Below are 18945 nucleotides of genomic sequence, written 5' to 3'. Positions count from 1 at the left end.
TCCATGAGTCAGGGCAAAGTGGTTCAGATCATCGGCGCGGTCATCGACGTCGAGTTCGCGCGCGATCAGGTGCCGCAGGTGTATGACGCGCTGAAGATCGACGGCACCGAGATCACGCTGGAAGTGCAGCAGGTGCTGGGCGACGGCGTGGTGCGCACGATCGCGCTGGGTTCCACCGACGGCATGAAGCGTGGCCTCGTGGCCCGCAACACCGGCGAAGGCATCAAGGTGCCGGTGGGCAACGCCACCCTGGGCCGCATCATGGACGTGCTCGGCAACCCGATCGACGAGGTCGGCCCGATCAATGCCGAAGACCGCTGGGTGATCCACCGCGAGGCGCCGTCGTATGCCGATCAGGCGCTGGCCAACGAGCTGCTGGAAACCGGCATCAAGGTGATCGACCTGGTCTGCCCGTTCGCCAAGGGCGGCAAGGTCGGCCTGTTCGGCGGCGCCGGCGTGGGCAAGACCGTGAACATGCTGGAACTCATCAACAACATCGCGACCCAGCATTCGGGCCTGTCGGTGTTCGCCGGCGTGGGTGAGCGTACCCGCGAAGGCAACGACTTCTACCACGAGATGCAGGACGCCGGCGTGGTCAAGCTGGATAACCTGCCCGAGTCCAAGGTGGCGATGGTCTACGGCCAGATGAACGAGCCGCCGGGCAACCGCCTGCGCGTGGCGCTGACCGGCCTGACCATGGCCGAGTACTTCCGCGACCAGAAGGACGCGAGCGGCAAGGGCAAGGACGTGCTGTTCTTCGTGGACAACATCTACCGCTACACGCTGGCCGGCACCGAGGTGTCCGCGCTGCTCGGCCGCATGCCGTCCGCCGTGGGCTACCAGCCGACACTGGCCGACGAGATGGGCGTGCTGCAGGAGCGCATCACCTCGACCAAGACCGGTTCGATCACCTCGATCCAGGCGGTGTACGTGCCCGCGGACGACCTGACCGACCCGTCGCCGGCCACCACCTTCGCGCATCTGGATTCCACCGTGACCCTGTCGCGCCAGATCGCCTCGCTGGGCATCTATCCGGCGGTGGATCCGCTGGACTCCACCAGCCGCCAGCTCGATCCGCAGGTCGTCGGCCAGGAGCATTACGACGTGGCCCGCCGCGTGCAGGGCATGCTGCAGCGCTACAAGGAGCTGAAGGACATCATCGCCATCCTCGGCATGGACGAGCTCAGCGAGGAAGACAAGCAGGTGGTGGCGCGCGCCCGCAAGTGCGAGCGTTTCTTCAGCCAGCCGTTCCACGTGGCCGAAGTGTTCACCGGCGCGCCCGGCAAGTACGTGTCGCTGAAGGAAACCATCCGCGGCTTCAAGATGATCGTCGAAGGCGACGTCGACCACCTGCCGGAGCAGGCGTTCTACATGGTCGGCGGCATCGACGAGGCCATCAAGAAGGGCGAGGAGATGGGGGCCAAGCAATCCGCGTAAGCGGATTGCGCAACAGCATGGGCAATCTGGCGAGAACGCCACCATGCAAGCCGGCTCTTCCTGCTTTTCGTTCATCCGCGAACGTGACGAGTAACCAACCATGACCACCCTCCGAGTCGACATCGTCAGCGCCGAGGCCGAGATCTTCTCCGGCGAGGCCACGATGCTCGTCGCCACCGGCGAGCTGGGCGAGCTGGGCATCACGCCGCGCCACGCGCCGCTGATCACCCGTCTCAAGCCGGGCCATGTCGACGTGGTGCTGGCTGCGGGCGAGCGCCAGCAGTTCTACATCTCCGGCGGCATTCTCGAGGTGCAGCCGCAGGTGGTCACCGTGCTGGTCGACACCGCGATCCGCGCCGCCGACCTCGACGAGGCCGCCGCGCAGCGCGCGAAGAAGGAAGCCGAAGACGCGCTGGCCAATCGCACCGACGCGCTGGAAGTTTCCGAGGCGCAGGCCAAGCTGGCCCAGGCGATGGCCCAGCTGCAGGCGCTGGAGCGGCTGCGGAAGAATTTGAAGCACTGAGGCTTTGCTTTTGCGATCTTCCCTGATCGCGGAAATCAAATGGGCGGCCATCCATGGCCGCACTCCTGGTAAGAGCGGCCGCTTCGTTTGGCAGCCTCGTTGAAGCAGACGCCGGCCTTGCGCCGGCGTTTTTGCGTGCGGGGATTGCCTATGCGACCATGGCGGCGCTTCAAATTACGTGTGTAATTTGATAGCGTTGCCGACACTCGCCGGATGGAGAAGGTCGTGATGACACGCATCAGGTTGCTGGCTCCGGGCTTGCTCGCGCTGGGCGTGGCGGGCTGCGCCACGGTCGCCGCGCCGCCCGCCGGGGCGCCGAACGAAGGCTCCGCCAGTTACCGGATGCTCGACGACGGCCACGTGGCGCATTACCCGCTGGCGATCGGTGACACCGCCACGGGTGCCACGCCGTTTCGGCGCGTGACGCCGGCCTATCCGCCGGAACAACTCGCGGCCTGCCCGCCGGTGCAGGAGGTGCGGGTGCAGGTGATCGTGGACGATGCGGGCAAGGTCAGCGACGTGCGTGATCTGTCGACGGACGATGTGTCGGCCGCATCGCGCAGTCCGTTGTTCTACGCCGCCGCGCGCGCGGCAGTGCTGCAGTGGGAGTTCAATCCGTTGCGCATCAACCACTGGGCCGCGGACGCGGACGGCAACACCCACGCGGTGGACAGCAAGACCAAGCCGTTCAGCCTGAGCTACGCGTTCCGCTTCGAGTGCCATGCCGGCAAGGCGACGGTGATGTCCGCGTCTGCGCAGGGTTGAGCCGGCGTCCGGCAGGGGGCTGATAGACTCCGCGGATTCTCCACGTCAGGGCAGACCCGCATGAGCCAGGCCCCCCTTCACGTCATCGTCCTCGCCGCCGGCGCCGGCACGCGCATGAAGTCCACGCACCCCAAGGTGCTGATGCCGCTGGCCGGGCGACCGCTGCTGGCGCACGTGCTGGCCACCGCGCGAGCGCTGCAGCCGGCGGCGATCCACGTGGTGTACGGCCACGGCGGCGACCAGGTGCGGGCCGCGTTCGCAGGCCAGGATGACTTGCATTGGGTGCTGCAGGCCGAGCGCCTCGGCACCGGTCACGCGGTGGAGCAGGCGCTGCCCGAGGTGCCCGATGCGGCGCAGGTGCTGGTGCTGTACGGCGACGTGCCGCTGACCCGCGCCGGGACCCTGCGCGAACTGGCGCAGGTGGAAGGCGGCTTCGGCCTGCTGGCGATCCGCGTGGCCGAACCGCGCGGCTACGGCCGCGTGCTGCGCGACGGCAACGGTCACGTGCGCTGCGTGATCGAGGAAAAGGACGCCGACGACGAGCAGCGCGCGATCGACCTGGTCAACACCGGCATCCTCGTCGCGCCCGCCGCCGCGCTGCGCGTGTGGATTGCCGGGCTCGACCGCGACAACGCACAGGGCGAGTACTACCTCACCGACATCTTCGCGATGGCGAACGAGGAGAAGCGCCCCGCGCTCAGCGTGGAATGCAGCGATCCGGTGGAGGCATCCGGCGCGAACGATGCCCTGCAGCTCGCGACGCTCGAAACCGAATACCGCCGGCGCGCCACGGGCGCGCTGATGCGGGCCGGCGTGCGACTGGCCGATCCCGCACGCATCGACGTGCGTGGCGCCGTGAACGCCGGCCATGACGTGGAACTGGATATCGACGTGATCCTCGAAGGTGCGGTGAGTCTCGGCGACGAGGTGCGCGTGGGCCCGTTCGTTCGGCTCAAGGACGTGCGGCTCGCCGCCGGCACCGTGGTGCAGGCGCATTGCGATCTGGAAGGCGTGGTCACCCACGGCCCCTGCACGATCGGTCCGTTCGCGCGGCTGCGTCCCGGCACCGAACTGGCCGCCGGCGTGCACGTGGGCAACTTCGTCGAGACCAAGAAGACCCGCATCGGCGAGAACAGCAAGGCCAACCACCTGTCCTACCTCGGCGACACCGTGATCGGCCGCGGCGTCAACGTGGGCGCCGGCACCATCACCTGCAACTACGACGGCGTGAACAAGTTCGTCACCCGCATCGAGGACGGCGCCTTCATCGGCTCCAATGCCGCGCTGGTGGCGCCGGTGACGATCGGCGCGCAAGCCACCATCGGCGCCGGCTCGGTGATCACCCGCGACGCCCCCGCGGGCGAACTCACCGTCGCGCGCGGACGACAGGCCACGCTGCACGGCTGGCGGCGGCCAACGAAGAAGCCGGCGTGAGTGCTCTCCCGCACCCTCAGGCGTAGCGCCAGCCATCCAGTTCCACCAGCAGCTCGCTGCGGCAGACGTCGCCGTGCAGCAGCAGCACGGGCACGCCGGGGAGGCGCTGCTGCAGCCGTTCGCGTACGCGCGGTGCGTCGGCGAGGTGGCGCACGTACGCCTTCAGCGGCGCCTGGGTGTCGAAGCCAGCGGGCATGCCGGCGCTGGCCAGCAGCGCTTCCAGGTTGATCAGGATCTCGTCGAGCTGCGCGGCGGTATCGCCCGCGTGGGCGGAGGCGTGGCCCACCACGGCGGCGGTGCCGGAGATCGCCAGCGCGTCCTGCGCGGGCAGGCGCATCGCGCGGGCGAAGCCGGGCGCGGTGCGGCCGTACTGGCGCGGGTAGCGCCAGGCGCTGACCTGGCGCGGATTCTCCACCGCGGTGCCGGCCTGCGCGCTGGCCAGCAGGTAGACCTGCAGCAGGTGCGGATCGCCGTGATGGCCGATCGCGGTGGCGGCGGGATAGCCGCCGGCGAACCAGTCGCCGCAACCCTCGGCGCGGCCGTCGCAGAACAGCTTGTAGCGCTCGGTGTCGCCGTCGCCCTGGTTGATCGCGCCTTGGTAGTTCCAGAGGCGCAGCACCTGGCGTTCATCGCGGCCGCCGATGAACTCGCGCAACTGCGCGTAGGCGACGCGGGCCGCGCCGGCGGGGCCGCCGTGTTCGCGTTCATCCAGTTCCAGCGCGGCGTACAGCCAGCTGCCACCGGCCGACCAGCGCAGCGCACCGTGGCGGCCGTGCTGCACCGGCCCGTCGACCTGCCAGGCTTCCAGCGATGCGGGCGCGTCGAAGGCTTCCAGCGGAACGCGCAGCCAGCGCGGGTCGTCGGTGTCCGCAGCGTGGCCGCCGAAGCCGAACACCGCCAGCGTGCCGGGCTCGGCCAGCAGGGCGGCGGCATCGTTCATGCGATAGGAAATGCGCGGCGCGCGCGCAAGGCCGGCCTCGGCCCATCGACTTTCACAACCCTCGACCATACGTGCAACCGGGAAAGACAAGGGCTCCATGTTACACTTCGCTACTGCTTTTCACCGTTTCGACGACGTTTCCCGAGTTTCCGCGCACATGGCCGAATTGACTCCTGCCCAGCACGAGCTGGCCACCCTGATCGTGGAAAGCCTGAACCTCGAAGCGGTCGATCCCGCGAAGATCGATCCGGACGCGCCGCTGTTCGGCGGCGAGCTGGGGCTGGATTCGATCGACGCGCTGGAGATCGCGCTGGCGGTGTCCAAGCGCTACGGCTTCCAGCTGCGCTCGGACCACCCCGACAACCAGCGCATCTTCGCCAGCCTGCGCGGCTTGAGCGCGTTCGTCGAAGCGCATCGCGCGCCCGGCTGAAGCCGCCTGCGGCATGAGCGAGGCCACGCACTGGCGCCAGCATCGCGAAGGCGGCAGCCGCTTCGCGTACCGGCTGATCCGGCTGCTGGCGCTGCGCGGCGGCCGGCGCTTCTGCCGACTGCTGATGTATCCCGTGACGCTCTATTTCTTCCTGCGCCGCGGCGCCGAGCGGCGCGCCTCGCGGCAATACCTCGCGCGGGTGTTCGGGCACCCGCCCGGCCCGTGGCCGATGCTGCGCCAGTTCCACGCCTACGCGGTCACCACGCTGGACCGGATCTTCCTGCTCGCGCACGGCGAACGCGGCTTCGCGATCGAGATCGAGGGGTTGGCGGAACTGGAACGGCGGATTGCCGAAGGCCGCGGCGTGCTGCTGGTCGGTTCGCACCAGGGCAGCTTCGAAGCCTTGCGCGTGCTCGGCGCGCGGCGTCCCGACGTGCCGTTGCGCGTGGTGCTGGACAAGGGCAGGACGCCGGCGATGACCGAGCTGCTGGAGGCGCTGGCGCCGGATGTGGGCGCGGCGGTGATCGATGCCGCGCAAGGCGGCGCGCACGTGGTGCTGGCCGCCGCCGAGGCGTGCCGGCAGGGTGCGATGGTGGCGCTGCTGGCCGACCGCGCGGGCGGGCACGAGGCGCAACGCGCGGTGGATTTCCTCGGTGCGCCGGCGCCGCTGCCGGTGGGGCCGTGGCTGCTGGCGAACGCGCTCAAGGTGCCGGTGCTGCTGTGCTTCGGCCTGTACCTGGGCGGCAACCGCTACCGGCTGGTGTTCGAGCCGTTCGCCGAGTGCGTGGCGATTCCGCGCGAGCAGCGCGGCCCGGCGCTGGACGCGCTGCTGACGCGCTACGCGCAGCGGCTGGAACACTACGTGCGGGTGGCGCCGTACAACTGGTTCAACTTCCACGATTTCTGGCAACGGCCCGGCGACGGTTCTGCATCTCCGTAGGAGCGCACCCTGTGCGCGACAGCTGGAAGTGAGTGAAGAGAAGTGAGTGGATAGAGAAAGCATGAGAAGCGGGGCGCCCTGCTCTCTTCTCTCACTTCTCACTCCTCTTCACTCACTCCTCCCCATCGCGCACAGGGTGCGCTGCTACACGCTGACCAGCGGGTCGCGCATGTCGTCGATCACCCGCGGCGCGGTGTGCGAGCGCCGGTAGCTTTCCGCCACGCGGCCGTAGTGCAGCACGCGGCCGACCGTGTACGCGGTGATGCGCAAGGTGTCGCGCACCGGCCGCAGGTGGCTGGCGCGGGCGCCGGGCGGATAGCGCGAGGCGATCGGCACCGCGACCACGCCCATGCCCAACTCGCGCGAGGCCGCGATCAGGATCGCCGCCTCGAACACGAAGTTCTGCGCCGGCAGGTCGACCAGGTCCAGTGCGGCGCGCGGATACCAGCGCTGGCCGCTCTGGGTGTCCGCCACCGGCTGGCCGCAACCCCAGGAAATGCCCCAGTCGGCGAACGCGTTCGCACGGCGGCGTGCCTTCGGCTGCTGTGCCTTGTCGAGCAGGCGCGCGGCGATCACCAGCTGGCCGGGATACGCGGCGGCGGCGGCCACGATGCGCGGGATGTCGGCCGCCAGGTGCTGGCCGTCGCCGTCCATCGTCAGTACCGCCTCGTAGCCCTGGCGCAGCGCCTCGCGGAAGCCGTCGCGCAGGGCCTGGCCCTTGCCTTGGCGGTGGTCGTGGCGCAGCACGGTCACCGGCAACGTGGCCAGGATCTCCGGCGTGCGGTCGTCCGAGCCGTCGTCCACCACGATGACGGGGACGTTCAGGGCCAGCACCGACTCGACCACGCCGCGGATCGCCGCCTCCTCGTTGAGGCAGGGAATCAGCACGCACCAGCGGGGCAGGGCGGGGTTCACGCAGCGGGCTCCACGGCTATCAGCAGGTCCAGCGCGGTGGCGAGCTCAAGCCGGCAGCGGCCGCCGGCTCCGGCCAGCAGTGCCAGCAGCGGCAACGCGGCGGCGGCGGGATTGCCGACCGCCGCATCGGCCAGCGTAGCGGGCGGCGGCGTGGACGAGGCGTGATCCGCGGGCAGCTCCAGTCGCAGCCGCGCCAGCGTGGTCGCGCCCGCTTCCGGCGCCAGCAGCAGCGCACAGCCGAAGGGGCGGTCGCAGCCGGTCATTTCCAGCAGCGGGCCGTGTCCCGCGATGTCGCTGCATGCCAGCAGCACCGGACGCTGTTCGGCCAGTGCCTGGGCGGACGCTTCCAGCAGTGCGGCGGCAAAGCTGCGGGCGCCGGCGCAGACCGCGCTGGACGGCGCGCGGCAGCCGGTGGCGATGGTCCAGTAGCCGGCCGGCGCGTTGTGCACGGAATGGTGGAAGCGGGTGGGCGAGAGCTCGGCCGGCGCACGCGCCAGCGTGCTGCAGATCGCGTCGGTGATCGCCTGGTCGCCGTGCGCCGAGGCGAACACGCAGGCCAGCGTGGCGGGATCGCGGCCGCTCATCGCCAGCGCCTGGCCGGCGACTTCCACTGCGAGCCGCACGCTCTCCGGTGCACGGCGGCGTTCGTTCGCGGGCAGCAGCGCGGCGGTCGGCGCGGCGGGTGCGACCGGCGCGTCGCCATTGAGTCGGGCGCGCAAGGCGGCGAAGTCCGCGAACTGCGGCGACCACAACCCGATGCCCTCGACGAACAGATCCAGTGGCTTCATGGCGAGCGCCCGAACACGAGGCAGGCATTGTTGCCGCCGAAGCCGAAGGAATTGCTCAGCGCCACATCCACGCGTCGCGTTTCGTTCTGCCACGCGAACTGCGGCCCGCAGGCGGGATCGGGCGTGGCGGCGCCGAGGTTGCCGGGCACGAAGCCGTGCTCGATCGCCTGCAGCGCGATCGTGGCCTCGACGATGCCCGCCGCGCCCAGCGTATGGCCGGTGAAGCCCTTGGTCGAACTCGCGCGCGTGGTCGCGGGGAAGCGGCGCGCCAGCAAGGCGGCTTCCATCGCGTCGTTCTGCCGGCTGGCGGTGCCGTGCAGGTTCACGTAGCCGACTTGCGCGGCGCCGATGCCGGCACGGGCCAGTGCCGCGTCCAGCGCCAGCTCCGCGCCGTGGCCTTCGGGGTGCGGCGAGGACATGTGCCACGCGTCGCTGGCCTCGCCGTAGCCGAGCAGGCGCGGCGCCCGCGGCGCGGCGTCGATGCGTTCCAGCAGCGCGAAGCCGGCCGCCTCGCCGATCGAGATGCCGTCGCGCGCCGCGTCGAACGGGCGGCAGGCGGCAGGCGAGATCAGCTCCAGCGCATTGAAGCCGAACAGCACGTTGTCGCAGAGGCTGTCCACGCCGCCCACCACGGCCGCGTCGGCGAGGTCGAGTTCGATCAACCGCGCGGCGCTGGCGAACACCTTGGCGCTGGACGAGCAGGCGGTGGAGACCGTGAGGCAAGGTCCTTCCAGCGCCAGTGCGGCGGCGGCGAACGCGCTCAGCGAATCCGGCGCGTGCAGCGCTGGGCGACGCAGGTCGGCGGGGAAACGGCCGTCGGCGTCGAGCCGGCGATACGCCTCCTCGGTGGCGCCGATGCTGGCGGTGGAGGTGCCGAGCAGCAGCGCCACGCGGCGCGCGCCGTAGCGCGTGCGCGCCGCGTGCACGCGGTCGAGGAATCCGTCCTGCTGCAGGCCCAGCCAGGCGAGGCGGTTGTTGCGGCAATCCCAGCCGGCCAGTGCAGGCGGCAGCGCCGTGGTTTCCACGCCGTTGACGCGGCCGACCCAGCCCAGCCGCGGCGCGCTGCCGAAATCATTGGGCCGCAGGCCGCCGCGGCCGTGCCGCAACGCGTCGTGCTGGGTTTGCAGCCCGCTGCCGAGCGCGGAGCTGACCGTGCAGGCGCTGACCGCGAGCGGGCGCATCGGTGTCGTCATCGCGCCAGCCTAGCGAGCGCCTTCCGCGCTGCCTAGCTTGCATGTCGCCGGCGGCGCAGGTGCGTTCAGCTGCGGTGCGCCCCTGATCCCGGACAAACCCGCGCGACGCCTCGTCGCAGCGGTGACGGCGACCGCTCTTGCTAAGCTCGCACCGATATCAACGGAGTCACCGCGATGAGCGAACAAGCCGACCGCGCCGAAACCTTCCTGCGCGAACTGCAGGACCGCATCTGCGGGGCGCTCGAACAACTGGACGGTTCGGCACGTTTCGTCGAGGACGCCTGGACCCGCACGGCGGGCGGCGGCGGTCGCACGCGGGTGCTGCGCGACGGCGCGCTGTTCGAGCAGGCCGGCGTGAACTTTTCGCGCGTCAGCGGCAACCAGTTGCCGCCCAGCGCCACCGCGCATCGGCCGGAGCTCGCCGGCGGCAGCTTCATCGCCACCGGCGTGTCGCTGGTGCTGCATCCGAAGAACCCGTACGTACCCACCACGCACGCGAACGTGCGCTACTTCGAGGCCAGCAAGCCGGGCGTGGAGCCGGTGTGGTGGTTCGGTGGCGGCTTCGACCTCACCCCGTACTACCCGTTCGACGAGGACGTGGTGCACTGGCACACGGTGGCGCGCGACCTGTGCGCGCCGTTCGGCGCGGACACCTATCCGCACTACAAGCGGTGGTGCGATGAATACTTTTACCTGAAGCACCGCGGCGAGACGCGCGGCGTGGGCGGCCTGTTCTACGACGACCTCGACGAAGGCGGCTTCGAGCGCTGCCTCGATTTCACCAAGGCCGTGGGCCAGGGCTTTCTCGATGGATATCTGCCGATTGCACAGCGCCGGCGCGACACGCCGTACGGCGAACGCGAGCGCGAATTCCAGCTGTACCGCCGCGGCCGCTACGTGGAGTTCAACCTGGTCTACGACCGCGGCACCCTGTTCGGCCTGCAGTCGGGCGGGCGCACCGAGTCGATCCTGATGAGCCTGCCGCCGCGGGTGCGCTTCGAGTATGCGTACCAGCCGGAGGCCGGGTCGCCGGAAGCGCGGCTGGCGGAGTACCTGCAGCCGCGCGACTGGCTGTAGCGCTCGTCTCAGGCCTCGGCCCTGAAACCCGCGGTGCGCAGGCAGCGGGCATAGGCGACGCTGCGCATGCCCACACCCGTGCCGTCGATGGCATAAGCCTTCGATACGGTGGACTGGACGCGGCAACTGCGTTCGGCGTGCTGGCGCAGCGCGACGCGGTTCAGAGGTGTGCTGGCGCAGCCGGCCAGCACCGCGACGACGACGGCCGCGGCGAGGATACGGGTGTTCATGGCAAGCTCCGGGCGAGCCATCCGGACGATGGCTCGCGGCAATGGTTAGAGTGTTCCGTTGCGGTGGTGAATGCCGGGTCGCGGCTTACGGCGTGGCGCCGCTGAACTTCTCCGCCGTGGCTCCCTTCACCGTCCCGATCTGCGCGCTGTCGCTGACCTTGAGCACCACCTCGCGGCGGAACTCCAGCGTGCCCTGCACCACCGCGTGCGGGCCGATCACGATCACCGGCTTGCGCTCGCTGCCCCAGCGGAACCAGCCGTTGTTCGGCTTGTCGACCAGGATGCCGCCCTCGACATGCGAGCCGGCGCCCACGGTGATGTCGCCGGCCACGGTTTCGAGGCCGCCGGCGACGTGGGCGGCGTCCAGGGTGATCGCGCCGTTGACGTTGGAGAGGTGGCCGCTCACCTGCGCGCCCTGCGCCAGGGTGATGGCGCCGTTGACCGCCTCGACCTTGCCGTCCACCTGGCTGCCGGCGGCGAGCCGGATCGCCCCGTTGACGGTGCCCAGTTCGCCGGCGCGCGCCTGCGCGCCGAGGTCCACCGAGCCGTTGACGGTGCTGGCCTTCTGCACCACGGCGTGATCGCCGATGTGCACGCTGCCGTTCACCGAGCTGACGTCGCCGGCATGTTGGCCGGCGTCCACCTGCACGCTGCCGTTGACCTTGTCGATGTCGTTGTCCGCGGCGACGGCCGCCAGCGGCAGGAGGAGGGCGAGTGCAAGCAGGATGCGGCGCATGGCGTGACTCCGTTTCATGGAATGGCAGGGACTGGGATGCGTCGTGGGGGCAAACGGTTGATGTGACCTTTGGCAGGGGCGGCAGCTGCCGCTACCATTCCGTCCTTCCCCGCCGAGAATCCACGCCATGCACAAGCTCGTCCTGATCCGCCACGGCCAGTCGCAATGGAACCTCGACAACCGCTTCAGCGGCTGGGCCGACGTGGACCTCACCGCGCTGGGCGCCGAGGAGGCGCGCGAGGCGGGCGAGCTGCTGAAGCGCGAGGGCTATGCGTTCGACGTGGCGCACACCTCGGTGCTGAAGCGCGCGGTGCACACGCTGTGGGGCGTGCTCGACGCGATGGAGATGTCGTGGCTGCCGGTGCACACCGACTGGCGCCTCAACGAACGCCACTACGGTGCGCTCACCGGCCTCAACAAGGCCGAAACGGCGGCGAAGTACGGCGACGCGCAGGTGAAGGTGTGGCGCCGCAGCTACGACATCCCGCCGCCGCCGCTGGAGCGCGACAAGAACGAATCGGTGCACGACCCGCGCTACGCCGCGCTCAAGCCTGCGCAGATTCCCGACACCGAGTGCCTGAAGGACACCGTGGCCCGCGTGCTGCCGTACTGGCACGAGGTGCTGGCGCCGGCGATCAAGGCCGGCCAGCGCGTGGTGGTCGCCGCGCACGGCAACTCGCTGCGTGCGCTGGTGAAGTACCTGGACGGCATCTCCGACGCCGACATCGTGGAGATGAACATCCCGAACGGCGTGCCGCTGGTGTACGAATTCGACGCCGAGCTGAAGCCGCTCAAGCGCTACTACCTCGGCGACGCCGCCGCGATCGAAGCGAAGATGGCCGCCGTCGCCAACCAGGGGAAAGCGAAATAATCGTTCCGTCGCGCATGACAGCTGTCATGCGCGACGCCTGCACCGCGTCCGTCGCGCGACGTGCGCGGCTCGGCTAGGCTGCGCGCATCCTTCCCGCCGGATGCGCCGACCATGTCTCCCCATCTGATGAGCTACGCGATCATCGTGCCGCTGATGGCGTTGATGGTCTGGCGCCGGATCAGCCGCCAGTTCGGCCGCCAGCCGATCCGGCGCAAGCGGATGACCGCGCGCATCGTGATCTTCGCGGCGATCGGCGGCTTGCTGATGCTGGGCGGCCTGCAGGACGTCCGGCTTGCCGAAGGCGTGCTGGGCGGCGCGCTGATCGGCGCGGCGCTGGGCCTGCTCGGCTTGCGCCTGACCCACTTCGAGACCGACCCGCTGAAGGGCGACTGCTACGTGCCGAACCCGTGGATCGGCGCCGTGCTCACCGCGCTGCTGCTGGGCCGGCTGGCCTGGCGCTTCCTGGTGCTGTGGCCGCAGATGCAGCACGCCGAGGCGCTGGCCGCCAGCGCGTCGCCCGGCACTAGCATGCAGATGGGCTACCAGTCCAGCCCGCTGACCATGCTGGTGATCGGCCTGCTGGTGGGCTACTACATCGCCTACTACGCCGGCCTGCTGGTGCATCACCGGCGCTACCAGCAGTCCCGCGTCCCGGCCATCTGAGATGGTTCAGGGAGTCACGCTGAAATCGACTTCCAGCGGATAGGGCTTGGGCGCAGCGGGCGGCACGGGAAACGTCCACGTGGCGAACTGGCTGGCCATGCAGCGGGCGACCGGCGTGGCCGGCTGCACCGCGACGTGCTGCGGCTTGCCCTGCGCATCCACGTCCAGCACCAGGGTGAACGGCGACTTGCCGGTCGCCGCGTCGCCGGCCATGCAGCCCTTGTAGGCGTCGGTGGTGGGGTTGCCGATCTTGCCCCACAGCGCCCTCTGGTAGGCCGGCCCGGTGACGGCGGCCTCGGCCATCTTCGCCGCATGCACGCGCGCCTCGAAATCCTCGTTCGGGCCGGCCGATGTGCTGCCGAGCAACAGGATGAAGGCGAGGGCGACAGGCATGGCGGGGTTTCCGGCGGCGGATTTGCCGCGACCTTAGCAGTTCATGCGCCGCGTGCCGCATGCGCGCGCAGCCAGCCGGCCACCTCGGCCGCCGGGAGCGGCATGGCGATGTGATGGCCCTGCACCTCGTCGCAGCCCATGTCGCGCACCGCGGCGAGCACGCTCGCCGTCTCCACGCCCTCCATCACCACGCGAAAGCCCAGATCGTGGCCCAGCGCCGCCATCGCGCGCACGATCGCGGCGTCGTGCTGGCGGGTGTCGAGCCCGCGCACCAGCGACTGGTCGATCTTCAGGCAGGTGGCCGGCATCCGGCGCAGCGCGTCGAGGTTGCTGTAGCCGATGCCGAAGTCGTCGATGGCGATGCCCACGCCGGCATGGCGCAGCGCGACGAGCACGTCGCGGGTGAGTTCGTTGTGGTGGATCGCGGTGCCCTCGGTGAACTCCAGCTCCAGCCGGTTCAGCGGCACGCCGTGGCGCTGCGCCGCCGTGGCGAGGCGCGCCTCCAGCATCGCGTCCAGGTCGACGCTGGAGACGTTCAGCGACAGCCGCACGTCGAGCCCGTCGCGCAGCCACGCGGCCAGTTGCGCGAGGCCGTGGTCGAACAGCCAGTCGGTCAGCGCGCGCATCAGGCCGGCTTGCTCGGCCAGCGGCACGAAGGTGGCGGGCGAGACCGCGCCTAGGGTGGGATGGCGCCAGCGCGCCAGCGCTTCCAGCGCCACGCAGCGGCCGCTGGCCAGTTCCACGCGCGGCTGGTAGTGCAGCTCCAGCTCGGTGCGCTCGGACAGCGCGGCCGCCAGCTCGGTGACCAGGAAGAACTCCTGGCGCTGGCGCTCGTCCTGGCTGTGGTCGTACACGGCCCAGCCACGTCCGCTGCCCTGCGCGACGTGCGAGGCGCTCATCACGCGCCGCAGCGGATCGCCGCCGCGCAATTCGTGCGCCTCGACCTTGAGCAGGCCCACGCCGGGCTGCAGGCTCAGCGGCACGCCGAGGCAGTCGAAAGGGACGCGCAGCATGGCCACCAGTTCGTCCAGGCGCGCGGGAGGCAACGCATCGTGCCGGCCGGCCGGCAGGACCGCCAGGCGCGACACGCCGACCTGGTAGAGCTGCATGTCCGGCGTCATCCACGCCTGCGTTCGTTCGGCCATCGCGCGCATCAGCGCGTCGGCGTAGACGTGGCCCATGGCGCGGACGAGGGCATTGAAACGCGCCACCGGCGCCGCCTCGATGGCGACGATCCAGGCCGTGTCGTCGTCGCCCGGCAGGTGCGTGCGCAGGTCGGCGAAGAAGGCGCTGCGGTGCGGCAGGCCGGTGGCCGGGTCGGTGCGGTTGAGATAGCTGCGCAGCGTCGCCCCCGTCCCGGCCAGCGAAGCCGCGTCGCGCAGGGCGGCGTGGGCGCTTGCGTGCGGCGCCGGATGCGGGCCGCGATCCAGGGCGAGCAATACGCCCAGCTTTTGTCCCCCGAGGCCGAACACGGGTTCGCAAGCGAAAAAGCCGATCCCGGCCTGCGTGGAATCGGCGCCGGCGGACAGGAAGCGGAGATCCTCGCGTGCGTCGGGCAGCAGCTCGGCGTTGCCGTGGCGCGCGGCGGCGCGGCAGACGGCAAGCAGCGCGTCGTCGAGCGGCAGCGCATCCGGCAGGCCGGGCGGGGTGTACCAGAACGCGCTGCCGTCGGTCAGCAGCAAGGCCACCAGCGGCACGCCCAGCGCGCCGGCCGCCAGCCGGGCCACCGCCTCGAAGCCGGGCAGGGCGTGGTGCTCGCTCGCGTGCATGGTTGCCGGCACGTGGTCGGTGTCGGGCCGCCCGTCAGGGAGCGGGCCCTGCCAGATATCCATCGTCCCCTCCCCCTGCGCGGCAGCGTGGTGCCGGCCGACGCAGGCTACTGCGGCGGCGATGGGGTGGCAATGCGCGTGACGGGCTGTTCGCGCAGCATGGCCGCGAACTCGCGCGCGAACAGGTGCGCGTCGCCCGGCCAGCGCGCAGAGAGATAGTTGCCGTCCCGCACCACGAAGGCCGGTGTCGCGTCGCGCGCGCTGTCGCGCGCAAGGCCGCTCGTCTTGCGCCGGTAATGCGGCGCAGTGCGCGGCACGTCGAGGAAATCGTCCGGCGCGGCCAGCGCGCGCGTCACCTCCTGCTGGGTGGACATGTAACCGGGCGGTTCGCCCTGCGTTTCGCGATAGGTGCGGTAGTAATCCGGATCCCAGAAACGGACGATGCGCGCGGTGGTCCAGGCTTTCTGCTCCAGCGCCCAGGTCAGCGCGGTGGTGCGCCGGCCGTGCAGCACCGAACGACCATCGGCGGCATGGCTGCGCGCGACCAGCAGCACGCCGTGGCAGATCGCCGCCACCGGCTTGTCGGTGGCGAAGCAGGCGGCGACCAGCGCCTGCAAGCGCGGGCTCTCCAGGTATTCGCGCATGCCGCGCGCGCGATGGCCGCCGGGCAGCAGCAGGCCATCGAACGCCATCGCGTCCAGTGCATCCCAGCGCAGCGGTGCGCGGAACGCGGCGTCGCGCTGCATCGCGGCGTGGGCGCGGCGGGCGTCGCGGTTCGCCCGCAACAGCAGGCCGACCAGCCGCAGTCGGTCGAGGCCCGGAATCCAGCCCCAGGGATCCAGGCCGCGGCCGCTCAACATGAGGGTATCGGCTTGCGCAGGCCGGCCGTCGGGCGTGGCGAACGTCACCTCGTGGCCGGCGGCGCGCAGGATCTGCCAGCTCACCGCCGCCTCCGAGGGGTCGTAGTCGCGGCGCGGCAGCGGGATCAGGAGGCGGGACATGGCGCAGGGTCAATCGGCGCGGTGCGGCAGCGCCAGGTATTCCTCGCTCTGCATCTCGATCAGGCGCGATTCGGTGCGGCCGAATTCGGCGCGGTGGCGCTCGCCGTCGTACAGCTCGGTGATGGGTGCGGCGGCGGAGAGGATCAGCTTCACGTGGCGGTCGTAGAACTCATCGACCAATTGCACGAAACGCTTGGCGGCGTCCTCGCTGTAGACGGTGAACTGCGGCACGTCGGAGACGATCACCGCGGGGCCGGCCTTGGCCAGCGCGATGTAGTCGGCCACCGCGCGCGGGCCTTCGCACAACGCGGCGAAGTCGAACCACAGGAGGTTGTCGGCGCGCTTGCGCAGCGGGATGTCGCGGCCGTTCACGTGCAGCGCGCCGCCTTCACGAATGTCGCCGCGGGCATGGCCCTGGAAGATGCGTTCCATCGCGCGGTGCGCCTCCGCGCCGGGCGGCGTGTAGTACACCGCGGCCTGGCTCAGCGCGCGCAGGCGCCAGTCGTGCGAGGAGGCCATCTCGACCACGCGGCAGTGCCGGTCCAGCAGTGTGATCGCGGGCAGGAAGCGCGCGCGCTGCAGGCCGTCCTTGTAGAGGTTCGCGGGCGCGGTGTTCGAGGTGGTGACCAGCGCCACGCCGCGCGCGAACAGGCTTTCCAGCAGGCGTGCGAGGATCATCGCGTCGCCGATGTCGTTGACCAGGAATTCGTCCAGGCACAGCACGCGGCAGCGCGCGGCGAGGCCGGCAGCCACCTCGTCCAGCGGGTCCTGGCGCTCGCCCAGTTCGCGCAGGCGCTCGTGCACCTCCTGCATGAAGCGGTGGAAGTGCCGGCGCAGCGCCACGCTGTGCGGCAGGCTGGCGGCGAACAAGTCCATCAGGAAGGTCTTGCCGCGTCCCACCGTGCCCCACAGGTACAGGCCCTGCGGTGGCGGCGTGGATTCGCTGGCGAGCAGCGATTTCAGCCGGCCGAACAGGCTGCCGCCGTTGCCGTTCGCCGCGGCGCACAGCGCCGCGTGCAGGCGGTCGAGCTCGGGCAGCACCGCGAGCTGGGCGGGGTCGGATTCCCAGCGGTGCGCGGCCACGCCTTCGTGGTAGCGCACGCTGGGTGCGGGCGATGGGGTTTCGCGCATGGGTGCGGGTCAGCCGCGCGCCGGCGGCAGCCAGTCGGCGACGGCGTGCTTCACCGCGCCGCGCAGGTCCATCAGCCGGCGATGGAAGAAGTGGCCGGTCTCGGGCATGCGGATCAGCTCGGGCGGCTGCTCCATGCCGGCGATCCAGTCGAACACCGCCTGCGGCTCCACCACCTCGTCGGCCTCGCCCATCACCACCAGCCACGGGCAGGCGGGCAGCGCGTCGCCCATCGTCCAGCGCCCCACCGGCGGCGCGATGCTGACCAGCGCGTCGGCCTTGAGCCGCACCGCATTGCGGATGGTGACGTAGCTGCCGAACGAGAAGCCGGCCAGCCACAACGCATCGGCGGGGCGCACGCGGCGCAGCCAGGCCACCACCGCAGCGAGATCCTCGCTCTCGCCGTTGCCGTCGTCGTACGTGCCTTCCGACGCGCCGGTGCCGCGGAAGTTGAAGCGCAGCGTATCCAGCCCCGACTCGCGCAGCGCGCGCTCCACCATCGTCACCACCTTGTTGTGCATGGTGCCGCCCTGCACGGGATTGGGGTGGCAGACCACCGCCACCCCCCGGCGCGCGTCGGCACGCTCGGCCACGTCGCCAATGCACTCCAGCGCGCCGGCGGGGCCGGTGAGCGTGAAGGCGGCCGCTTCCGTAGGGAAGCCAGCCGGGTTGGGCGGGAGTTCGGGGAAGTTCATGGGGACATTGTAGCGGAGGCTTTCCCGCCGCCCCGGCGCCATGCTTGGCGTCCGGGCGGCGGTACTCGTGGGTCGGGATTCATCCCGACGAACCCGGCGTGTCGCCTGAGGCTACTGCGTCGGGTTGCGAGGGAGGGGGCGCTTGCCTTTCGCGGGATGGGCCCTCTCCCCAACCCTCTCCCGCAAGCGGGAGAGGGGGCAAACGAAAACGCCGCCCACGAGGGGCGGCGTTTGCTTGAGCTTCATTGAAGCGGGCGGCGCTTGCTTCAACTTGATCGGGGCCTGCCTTACTTGGCCTGGTCCACGATCCAGGTGACCGCGGCCTTCACCTGCGCGTCGGTGAGCGCGGGGTTGCCGCCCTTGGGTGGCATGAAGTTGCCGTCCGGACCGTGGTAGCCGTCGGTGGCGTGCTTGATCAAGGTGTCCAGGCCTTCGGCGATGCGCGGCGCCCACATCGCCTTGTCGCCCAGCTTGGGCGCACCGGCGACGCCGGCGGTGTGGCAGCTGTGGCACAGCTGGCCATAGATTTCCTTGCCGTCGGTGGTGCCGCCGTAGGCGACCTGCGAGGCGGCGGCCTTGGCCGCGGCATCGGCGGCAGCCTGCATGGCGGCGCGACCGGTGTTGCCGGCGTACACGGCACCGGCGGGCGCGAGCCGCGCGGCGACCTGCGCCTGCACGTTCGGGTCGGTTTCCTTGGGTTCGCTACGGTAGATCGCCAGGGCGACCAGGATCAGCACCACGGTCAACGCCGCCAGTCCGCTGATCATCCTGGCGAACTGGCGCACGAAAACCCGGTCGGAATCGTTGATGGAACCGCTCACGTATGTACTCCAGGTCGGTGGTTCGTCCGGAAGGCCCCTGCGGCGCCCGGCCTGCCGGTTGGCTGTCGGGTGCCCGCACCTGCCTTGGCCGCGATGCAACGCGGCGAGTCGGTCAGGCGCAAGGCCCGGAGTATAGACGAAGCCTCCGTCCGGCGGCAGCGGCGATCTGTCGCGCCGCGGAACCGCGGCGCCCGA

At 70.7% G+C, this 18945-nt stretch carries 21 protein-coding genes; 9 read left to right on the top strand and 12 right to left on the bottom strand.

Annotated elements, in window-relative coordinates:
- Positions 1-3 precede the first annotated feature (3 nt).
- The 4 genes from atpD to glmU all read left to right on the top strand — a co-directional run bounded on the left by atpD (position 4) and on the right by glmU (position 4159).
- Positions 4-1437, top strand: a complete 1434-nt coding sequence (gene atpD / locus AB7878_RS08200; protein WP_369493890.1) for a F0F1 ATP synthase subunit beta — start codon at positions 4-6, stop codon at positions 1435-1437.
- A 100-nt stretch (positions 1438-1537) separates the two neighbouring features.
- A complete protein-coding gene (locus AB7878_RS08195; protein ID WP_369493889.1) occupies positions 1538-1960 on the top strand; it encodes a F0F1 ATP synthase subunit epsilon in 423 nt (140 codons plus the stop codon).
- Positions 1961-2188: 228 nt separating this feature from the next.
- Positions 2189-2725, top strand: coding sequence for an energy transducer TonB (locus AB7878_RS08190; protein ID WP_369493888.1), 537 nt, complete (start codon positions 2189-2191; stop codon positions 2723-2725).
- A gap of 60 nt (positions 2726-2785) precedes the next feature.
- Positions 2786-4159: a bifunctional UDP-N-acetylglucosamine diphosphorylase/glucosamine-1-phosphate N-acetyltransferase GlmU gene (gene glmU / locus AB7878_RS08185; protein WP_369493887.1), complete on the top strand. Its 1374-nt coding sequence runs from the start codon at positions 2786-2788 to the stop codon at positions 4157-4159.
- 16 nt (positions 4160-4175) lie between these two features.
- Here the strand turns inward: glmU and AB7878_RS08180 are convergent, their stop codons facing one another.
- Positions 4176-5099 carry a chorismate transformation FkbO/Hyg5 family protein gene (locus AB7878_RS08180; RefSeq protein WP_442777768.1) on the bottom strand — a complete coding sequence of 308 codons (924 nt, stop codon included), beginning with the start codon at positions 5097-5099 and terminating at the stop codon, positions 4176-4178.
- A gap of 157 nt (positions 5100-5256) precedes the next feature.
- Here AB7878_RS08180 and AB7878_RS08175 point away from each other — a divergent pair, with 157 nt between their 5' ends.
- Both AB7878_RS08175 and AB7878_RS08170 read left to right on the top strand, forming a co-directional pair.
- The gene (locus AB7878_RS08175) at positions 5257-5529 is read left to right on the top strand and encodes a phosphopantetheine-binding protein (RefSeq protein WP_369493885.1); all 273 of its coding nucleotides are present in this window, start codon (positions 5257-5259) and stop codon (positions 5527-5529) included.
- 13 nt (positions 5530-5542) lie between these two features.
- Positions 5543-6469: a lysophospholipid acyltransferase family protein gene (locus AB7878_RS08170; protein ID WP_369493884.1), complete on the top strand. Its 927-nt coding sequence runs from the start codon at positions 5543-5545 to the stop codon at positions 6467-6469.
- Positions 6470-6613: 144 nt separating this feature from the next.
- On the opposite strand, the gene AB7878_RS08165 is transcribed toward AB7878_RS08170, so the two are convergent.
- Genes AB7878_RS08165 through AB7878_RS08155 form a run of 3 tightly spaced genes read right to left on the bottom strand, consistent with a single transcriptional unit; the run spans position 6614 to position 9365 of the window.
- Positions 6614-7384, bottom strand: a complete 771-nt coding sequence (locus tag AB7878_RS08165; RefSeq protein WP_369493883.1) for a glycosyltransferase family 2 protein — start codon at positions 7382-7384, stop codon at positions 6614-6616.
- Entirely contained in the window at positions 7381-8172 is a 792-nt protein-coding gene (locus AB7878_RS08160; protein ID WP_369493882.1) for a beta-ketoacyl synthase chain length factor, read from the bottom strand. The genes AB7878_RS08165 and AB7878_RS08160 overlap by 4 nt, the downstream gene beginning before the upstream one ends.
- The gene (locus AB7878_RS08155; protein WP_369493881.1) at positions 8169-9365 is read right to left on the bottom strand and encodes a beta-ketoacyl-[acyl-carrier-protein] synthase family protein; all 1197 of its coding nucleotides are present in this window, start codon (positions 9363-9365) and stop codon (positions 8169-8171) included. Before AB7878_RS08155 ends, AB7878_RS08160 begins: the two co-directional genes overlap by 4 nt.
- Positions 9366-9539: 174 nt before the next feature.
- Between AB7878_RS08155 and hemF the strand changes: the two genes are divergently transcribed.
- Positions 9540-10442, top strand: coding sequence for an oxygen-dependent coproporphyrinogen oxidase (hemF, locus tag AB7878_RS08150; protein ID WP_369493880.1), 903 nt, complete (start codon positions 9540-9542; stop codon positions 10440-10442).
- Between the two features lie 8 nt (positions 10443-10450).
- Here hemF and AB7878_RS08145 read toward each other — a convergent pair whose 3' ends face one another.
- Together AB7878_RS08145 and AB7878_RS08140 are read right to left on the bottom strand one after the other, a co-directional pair.
- A complete protein-coding gene (locus tag AB7878_RS08145; protein WP_369493879.1) occupies positions 10451-10672 on the bottom strand; it encodes a hypothetical protein in 222 nt (73 codons plus the stop codon).
- 85 nt (positions 10673-10757) lie between these two features.
- The gene (locus AB7878_RS08140) at positions 10758-11408 is read right to left on the bottom strand and encodes a DUF4097 family beta strand repeat-containing protein (protein WP_369493878.1); all 651 of its coding nucleotides are present in this window, start codon (positions 11406-11408) and stop codon (positions 10758-10760) included.
- Between the two features lie 127 nt (positions 11409-11535).
- Between AB7878_RS08140 and gpmA the strand changes: the two genes are divergently transcribed.
- Together gpmA and AB7878_RS08130 are read left to right on the top strand one after the other, a co-directional pair.
- A complete protein-coding gene (gpmA, locus tag AB7878_RS08135) occupies positions 11536-12279 on the top strand; it encodes a 2,3-diphosphoglycerate-dependent phosphoglycerate mutase (protein ID WP_369493877.1) in 744 nt (247 codons plus the stop codon).
- A 111-nt stretch (positions 12280-12390) separates the two neighbouring features.
- Complete coding sequence (locus AB7878_RS08130; protein WP_369493876.1) at positions 12391-12942, top strand: CcdC protein domain-containing protein; 552 nt, start codon at positions 12391-12393, stop codon at positions 12940-12942.
- Between the two features lie 6 nt (positions 12943-12948).
- Here AB7878_RS08130 and AB7878_RS08125 read toward each other — a convergent pair whose 3' ends face one another.
- From AB7878_RS08125 to AB7878_RS08100, 6 genes are all read right to left on the bottom strand, one after another.
- Positions 12949-13335: a peptidase C13 gene (locus tag AB7878_RS08125; RefSeq protein WP_369493875.1), complete on the bottom strand. Its 387-nt coding sequence runs from the start codon at positions 13333-13335 to the stop codon at positions 12949-12951.
- A gap of 41 nt (positions 13336-13376) precedes the next feature.
- On the bottom strand, positions 13377-15167 hold the full coding sequence (locus AB7878_RS08120) for a putative bifunctional diguanylate cyclase/phosphodiesterase (protein ID WP_369493874.1): 1791 nt from the start codon (positions 15165-15167) through the stop codon (positions 13377-13379).
- A 44-nt stretch (positions 15168-15211) separates the two neighbouring features.
- Positions 15212-16105, bottom strand: coding sequence for a type 1 glutamine amidotransferase domain-containing protein (locus AB7878_RS08115; protein ID WP_369493873.1), 894 nt, complete (start codon positions 16103-16105; stop codon positions 15212-15214).
- 9 nt (positions 16106-16114) lie between these two features.
- Positions 16115-17236, bottom strand: coding sequence for a cell division protein ZapE (gene zapE, locus AB7878_RS08110; RefSeq protein ID WP_369493872.1), 1122 nt, complete (start codon positions 17234-17236; stop codon positions 16115-16117).
- Positions 17237-17245: 9 nt separating this feature from the next.
- A complete protein-coding gene (locus tag AB7878_RS08105; RefSeq protein WP_369493871.1) occupies positions 17246-17929 on the bottom strand; it encodes an alpha/beta hydrolase in 684 nt (227 codons plus the stop codon).
- A gap of 287 nt (positions 17930-18216) precedes the next feature.
- Positions 18217-18738, bottom strand: a complete 522-nt coding sequence (locus AB7878_RS08100; protein WP_439653822.1) for a c-type cytochrome — start codon at positions 18736-18738, stop codon at positions 18217-18219.
- Positions 18739-18945: the final 207 nt, after the last annotated feature.

The sequence above is a fragment of the Rhodanobacter humi genome (assembly GCF_041107455.1).
In the GTDB taxonomy this organism is placed as follows: Bacteria; Pseudomonadota; Gammaproteobacteria; order Xanthomonadales; family Rhodanobacteraceae; genus Rhodanobacter_A.
Note: the sequence above shows the minus strand (reverse complement) of the source record. Positions and strands in the feature narration are given on the sequence as shown.

Bases quoted from the DNA above. Each gene is read 5' to 3' on its own strand.
- hemF (WP_369493880.1), top strand. From the start codon at position 9,540: ATGAGCGAACAAGCCGACCGCGCCGAAACCTTCCTGCGCGAACTGCAG.
- zapE (WP_369493872.1), bottom strand. From the start codon at position 17,236: ATGCGCGAAACCCCATCGCCCGCACCCAGCGTGCGCTACCACGAAGGC.
- AB7878_RS08145 (WP_369493879.1), bottom strand. From the start codon at position 10,672: ATGAACACCCGTATCCTCGCCGCGGCCGTCGTCGTCGCGGTGCTGGCC.
- AB7878_RS08190 (WP_369493888.1), top strand. From the start codon at position 2,189: ATGACACGCATCAGGTTGCTGGCTCCGGGCTTGCTCGCGCTGGGCGTG.
- AB7878_RS08180 (WP_442777768.1), bottom strand. From the start codon at position 5,099: ATGAACGATGCCGCCGCCCTGCTGGCCGAGCCCGGCACGCTGGCGGTG.
- AB7878_RS08105 (WP_369493871.1), bottom strand. From the start codon at position 17,929: ATGAACTTCCCCGAACTCCCGCCCAACCCGGCTGGCTTCCCTACGGAA.
- glmU (WP_369493887.1), top strand. From the start codon at position 2,786: ATGAGCCAGGCCCCCCTTCACGTCATCGTCCTCGCCGCCGGCGCCGGC.
- AB7878_RS08115 (WP_369493873.1), bottom strand. From the start codon at position 16,105: ATGTCCCGCCTCCTGATCCCGCTGCCGCGCCGCGACTACGACCCCTCG.
- gpmA (WP_369493877.1), top strand. From the start codon at position 11,536: ATGCACAAGCTCGTCCTGATCCGCCACGGCCAGTCGCAATGGAACCTC.
- AB7878_RS08175 (WP_369493885.1), top strand. From the start codon at position 5,257: ATGGCCGAATTGACTCCTGCCCAGCACGAGCTGGCCACCCTGATCGTG.
- AB7878_RS08130 (WP_369493876.1), top strand. From the start codon at position 12,391: ATGTCTCCCCATCTGATGAGCTACGCGATCATCGTGCCGCTGATGGCG.
- AB7878_RS08140 (WP_369493878.1), bottom strand. From the start codon at position 11,408: ATGCGCCGCATCCTGCTTGCACTCGCCCTCCTCCTGCCGCTGGCGGCC.
- AB7878_RS08155 (WP_369493881.1), bottom strand. From the start codon at position 9,365: ATGACGACACCGATGCGCCCGCTCGCGGTCAGCGCCTGCACGGTCAGC.
- AB7878_RS08120 (WP_369493874.1), bottom strand. From the start codon at position 15,167: ATGGATATCTGGCAGGGCCCGCTCCCTGACGGGCGGCCCGACACCGAC.
- AB7878_RS08170 (WP_369493884.1), top strand. From the start codon at position 5,543: ATGAGCGAGGCCACGCACTGGCGCCAGCATCGCGAAGGCGGCAGCCGC.
- AB7878_RS08160 (WP_369493882.1), bottom strand. From the start codon at position 8,172: ATGAAGCCACTGGATCTGTTCGTCGAGGGCATCGGGTTGTGGTCGCCG.
- AB7878_RS08195 (WP_369493889.1), top strand. From the start codon at position 1,538: ATGACCACCCTCCGAGTCGACATCGTCAGCGCCGAGGCCGAGATCTTC.
- atpD (WP_369493890.1), top strand. From the start codon at position 4: ATGAGTCAGGGCAAAGTGGTTCAGATCATCGGCGCGGTCATCGACGTC.
- AB7878_RS08125 (WP_369493875.1), bottom strand. From the start codon at position 13,335: ATGCCTGTCGCCCTCGCCTTCATCCTGTTGCTCGGCAGCACATCGGCC.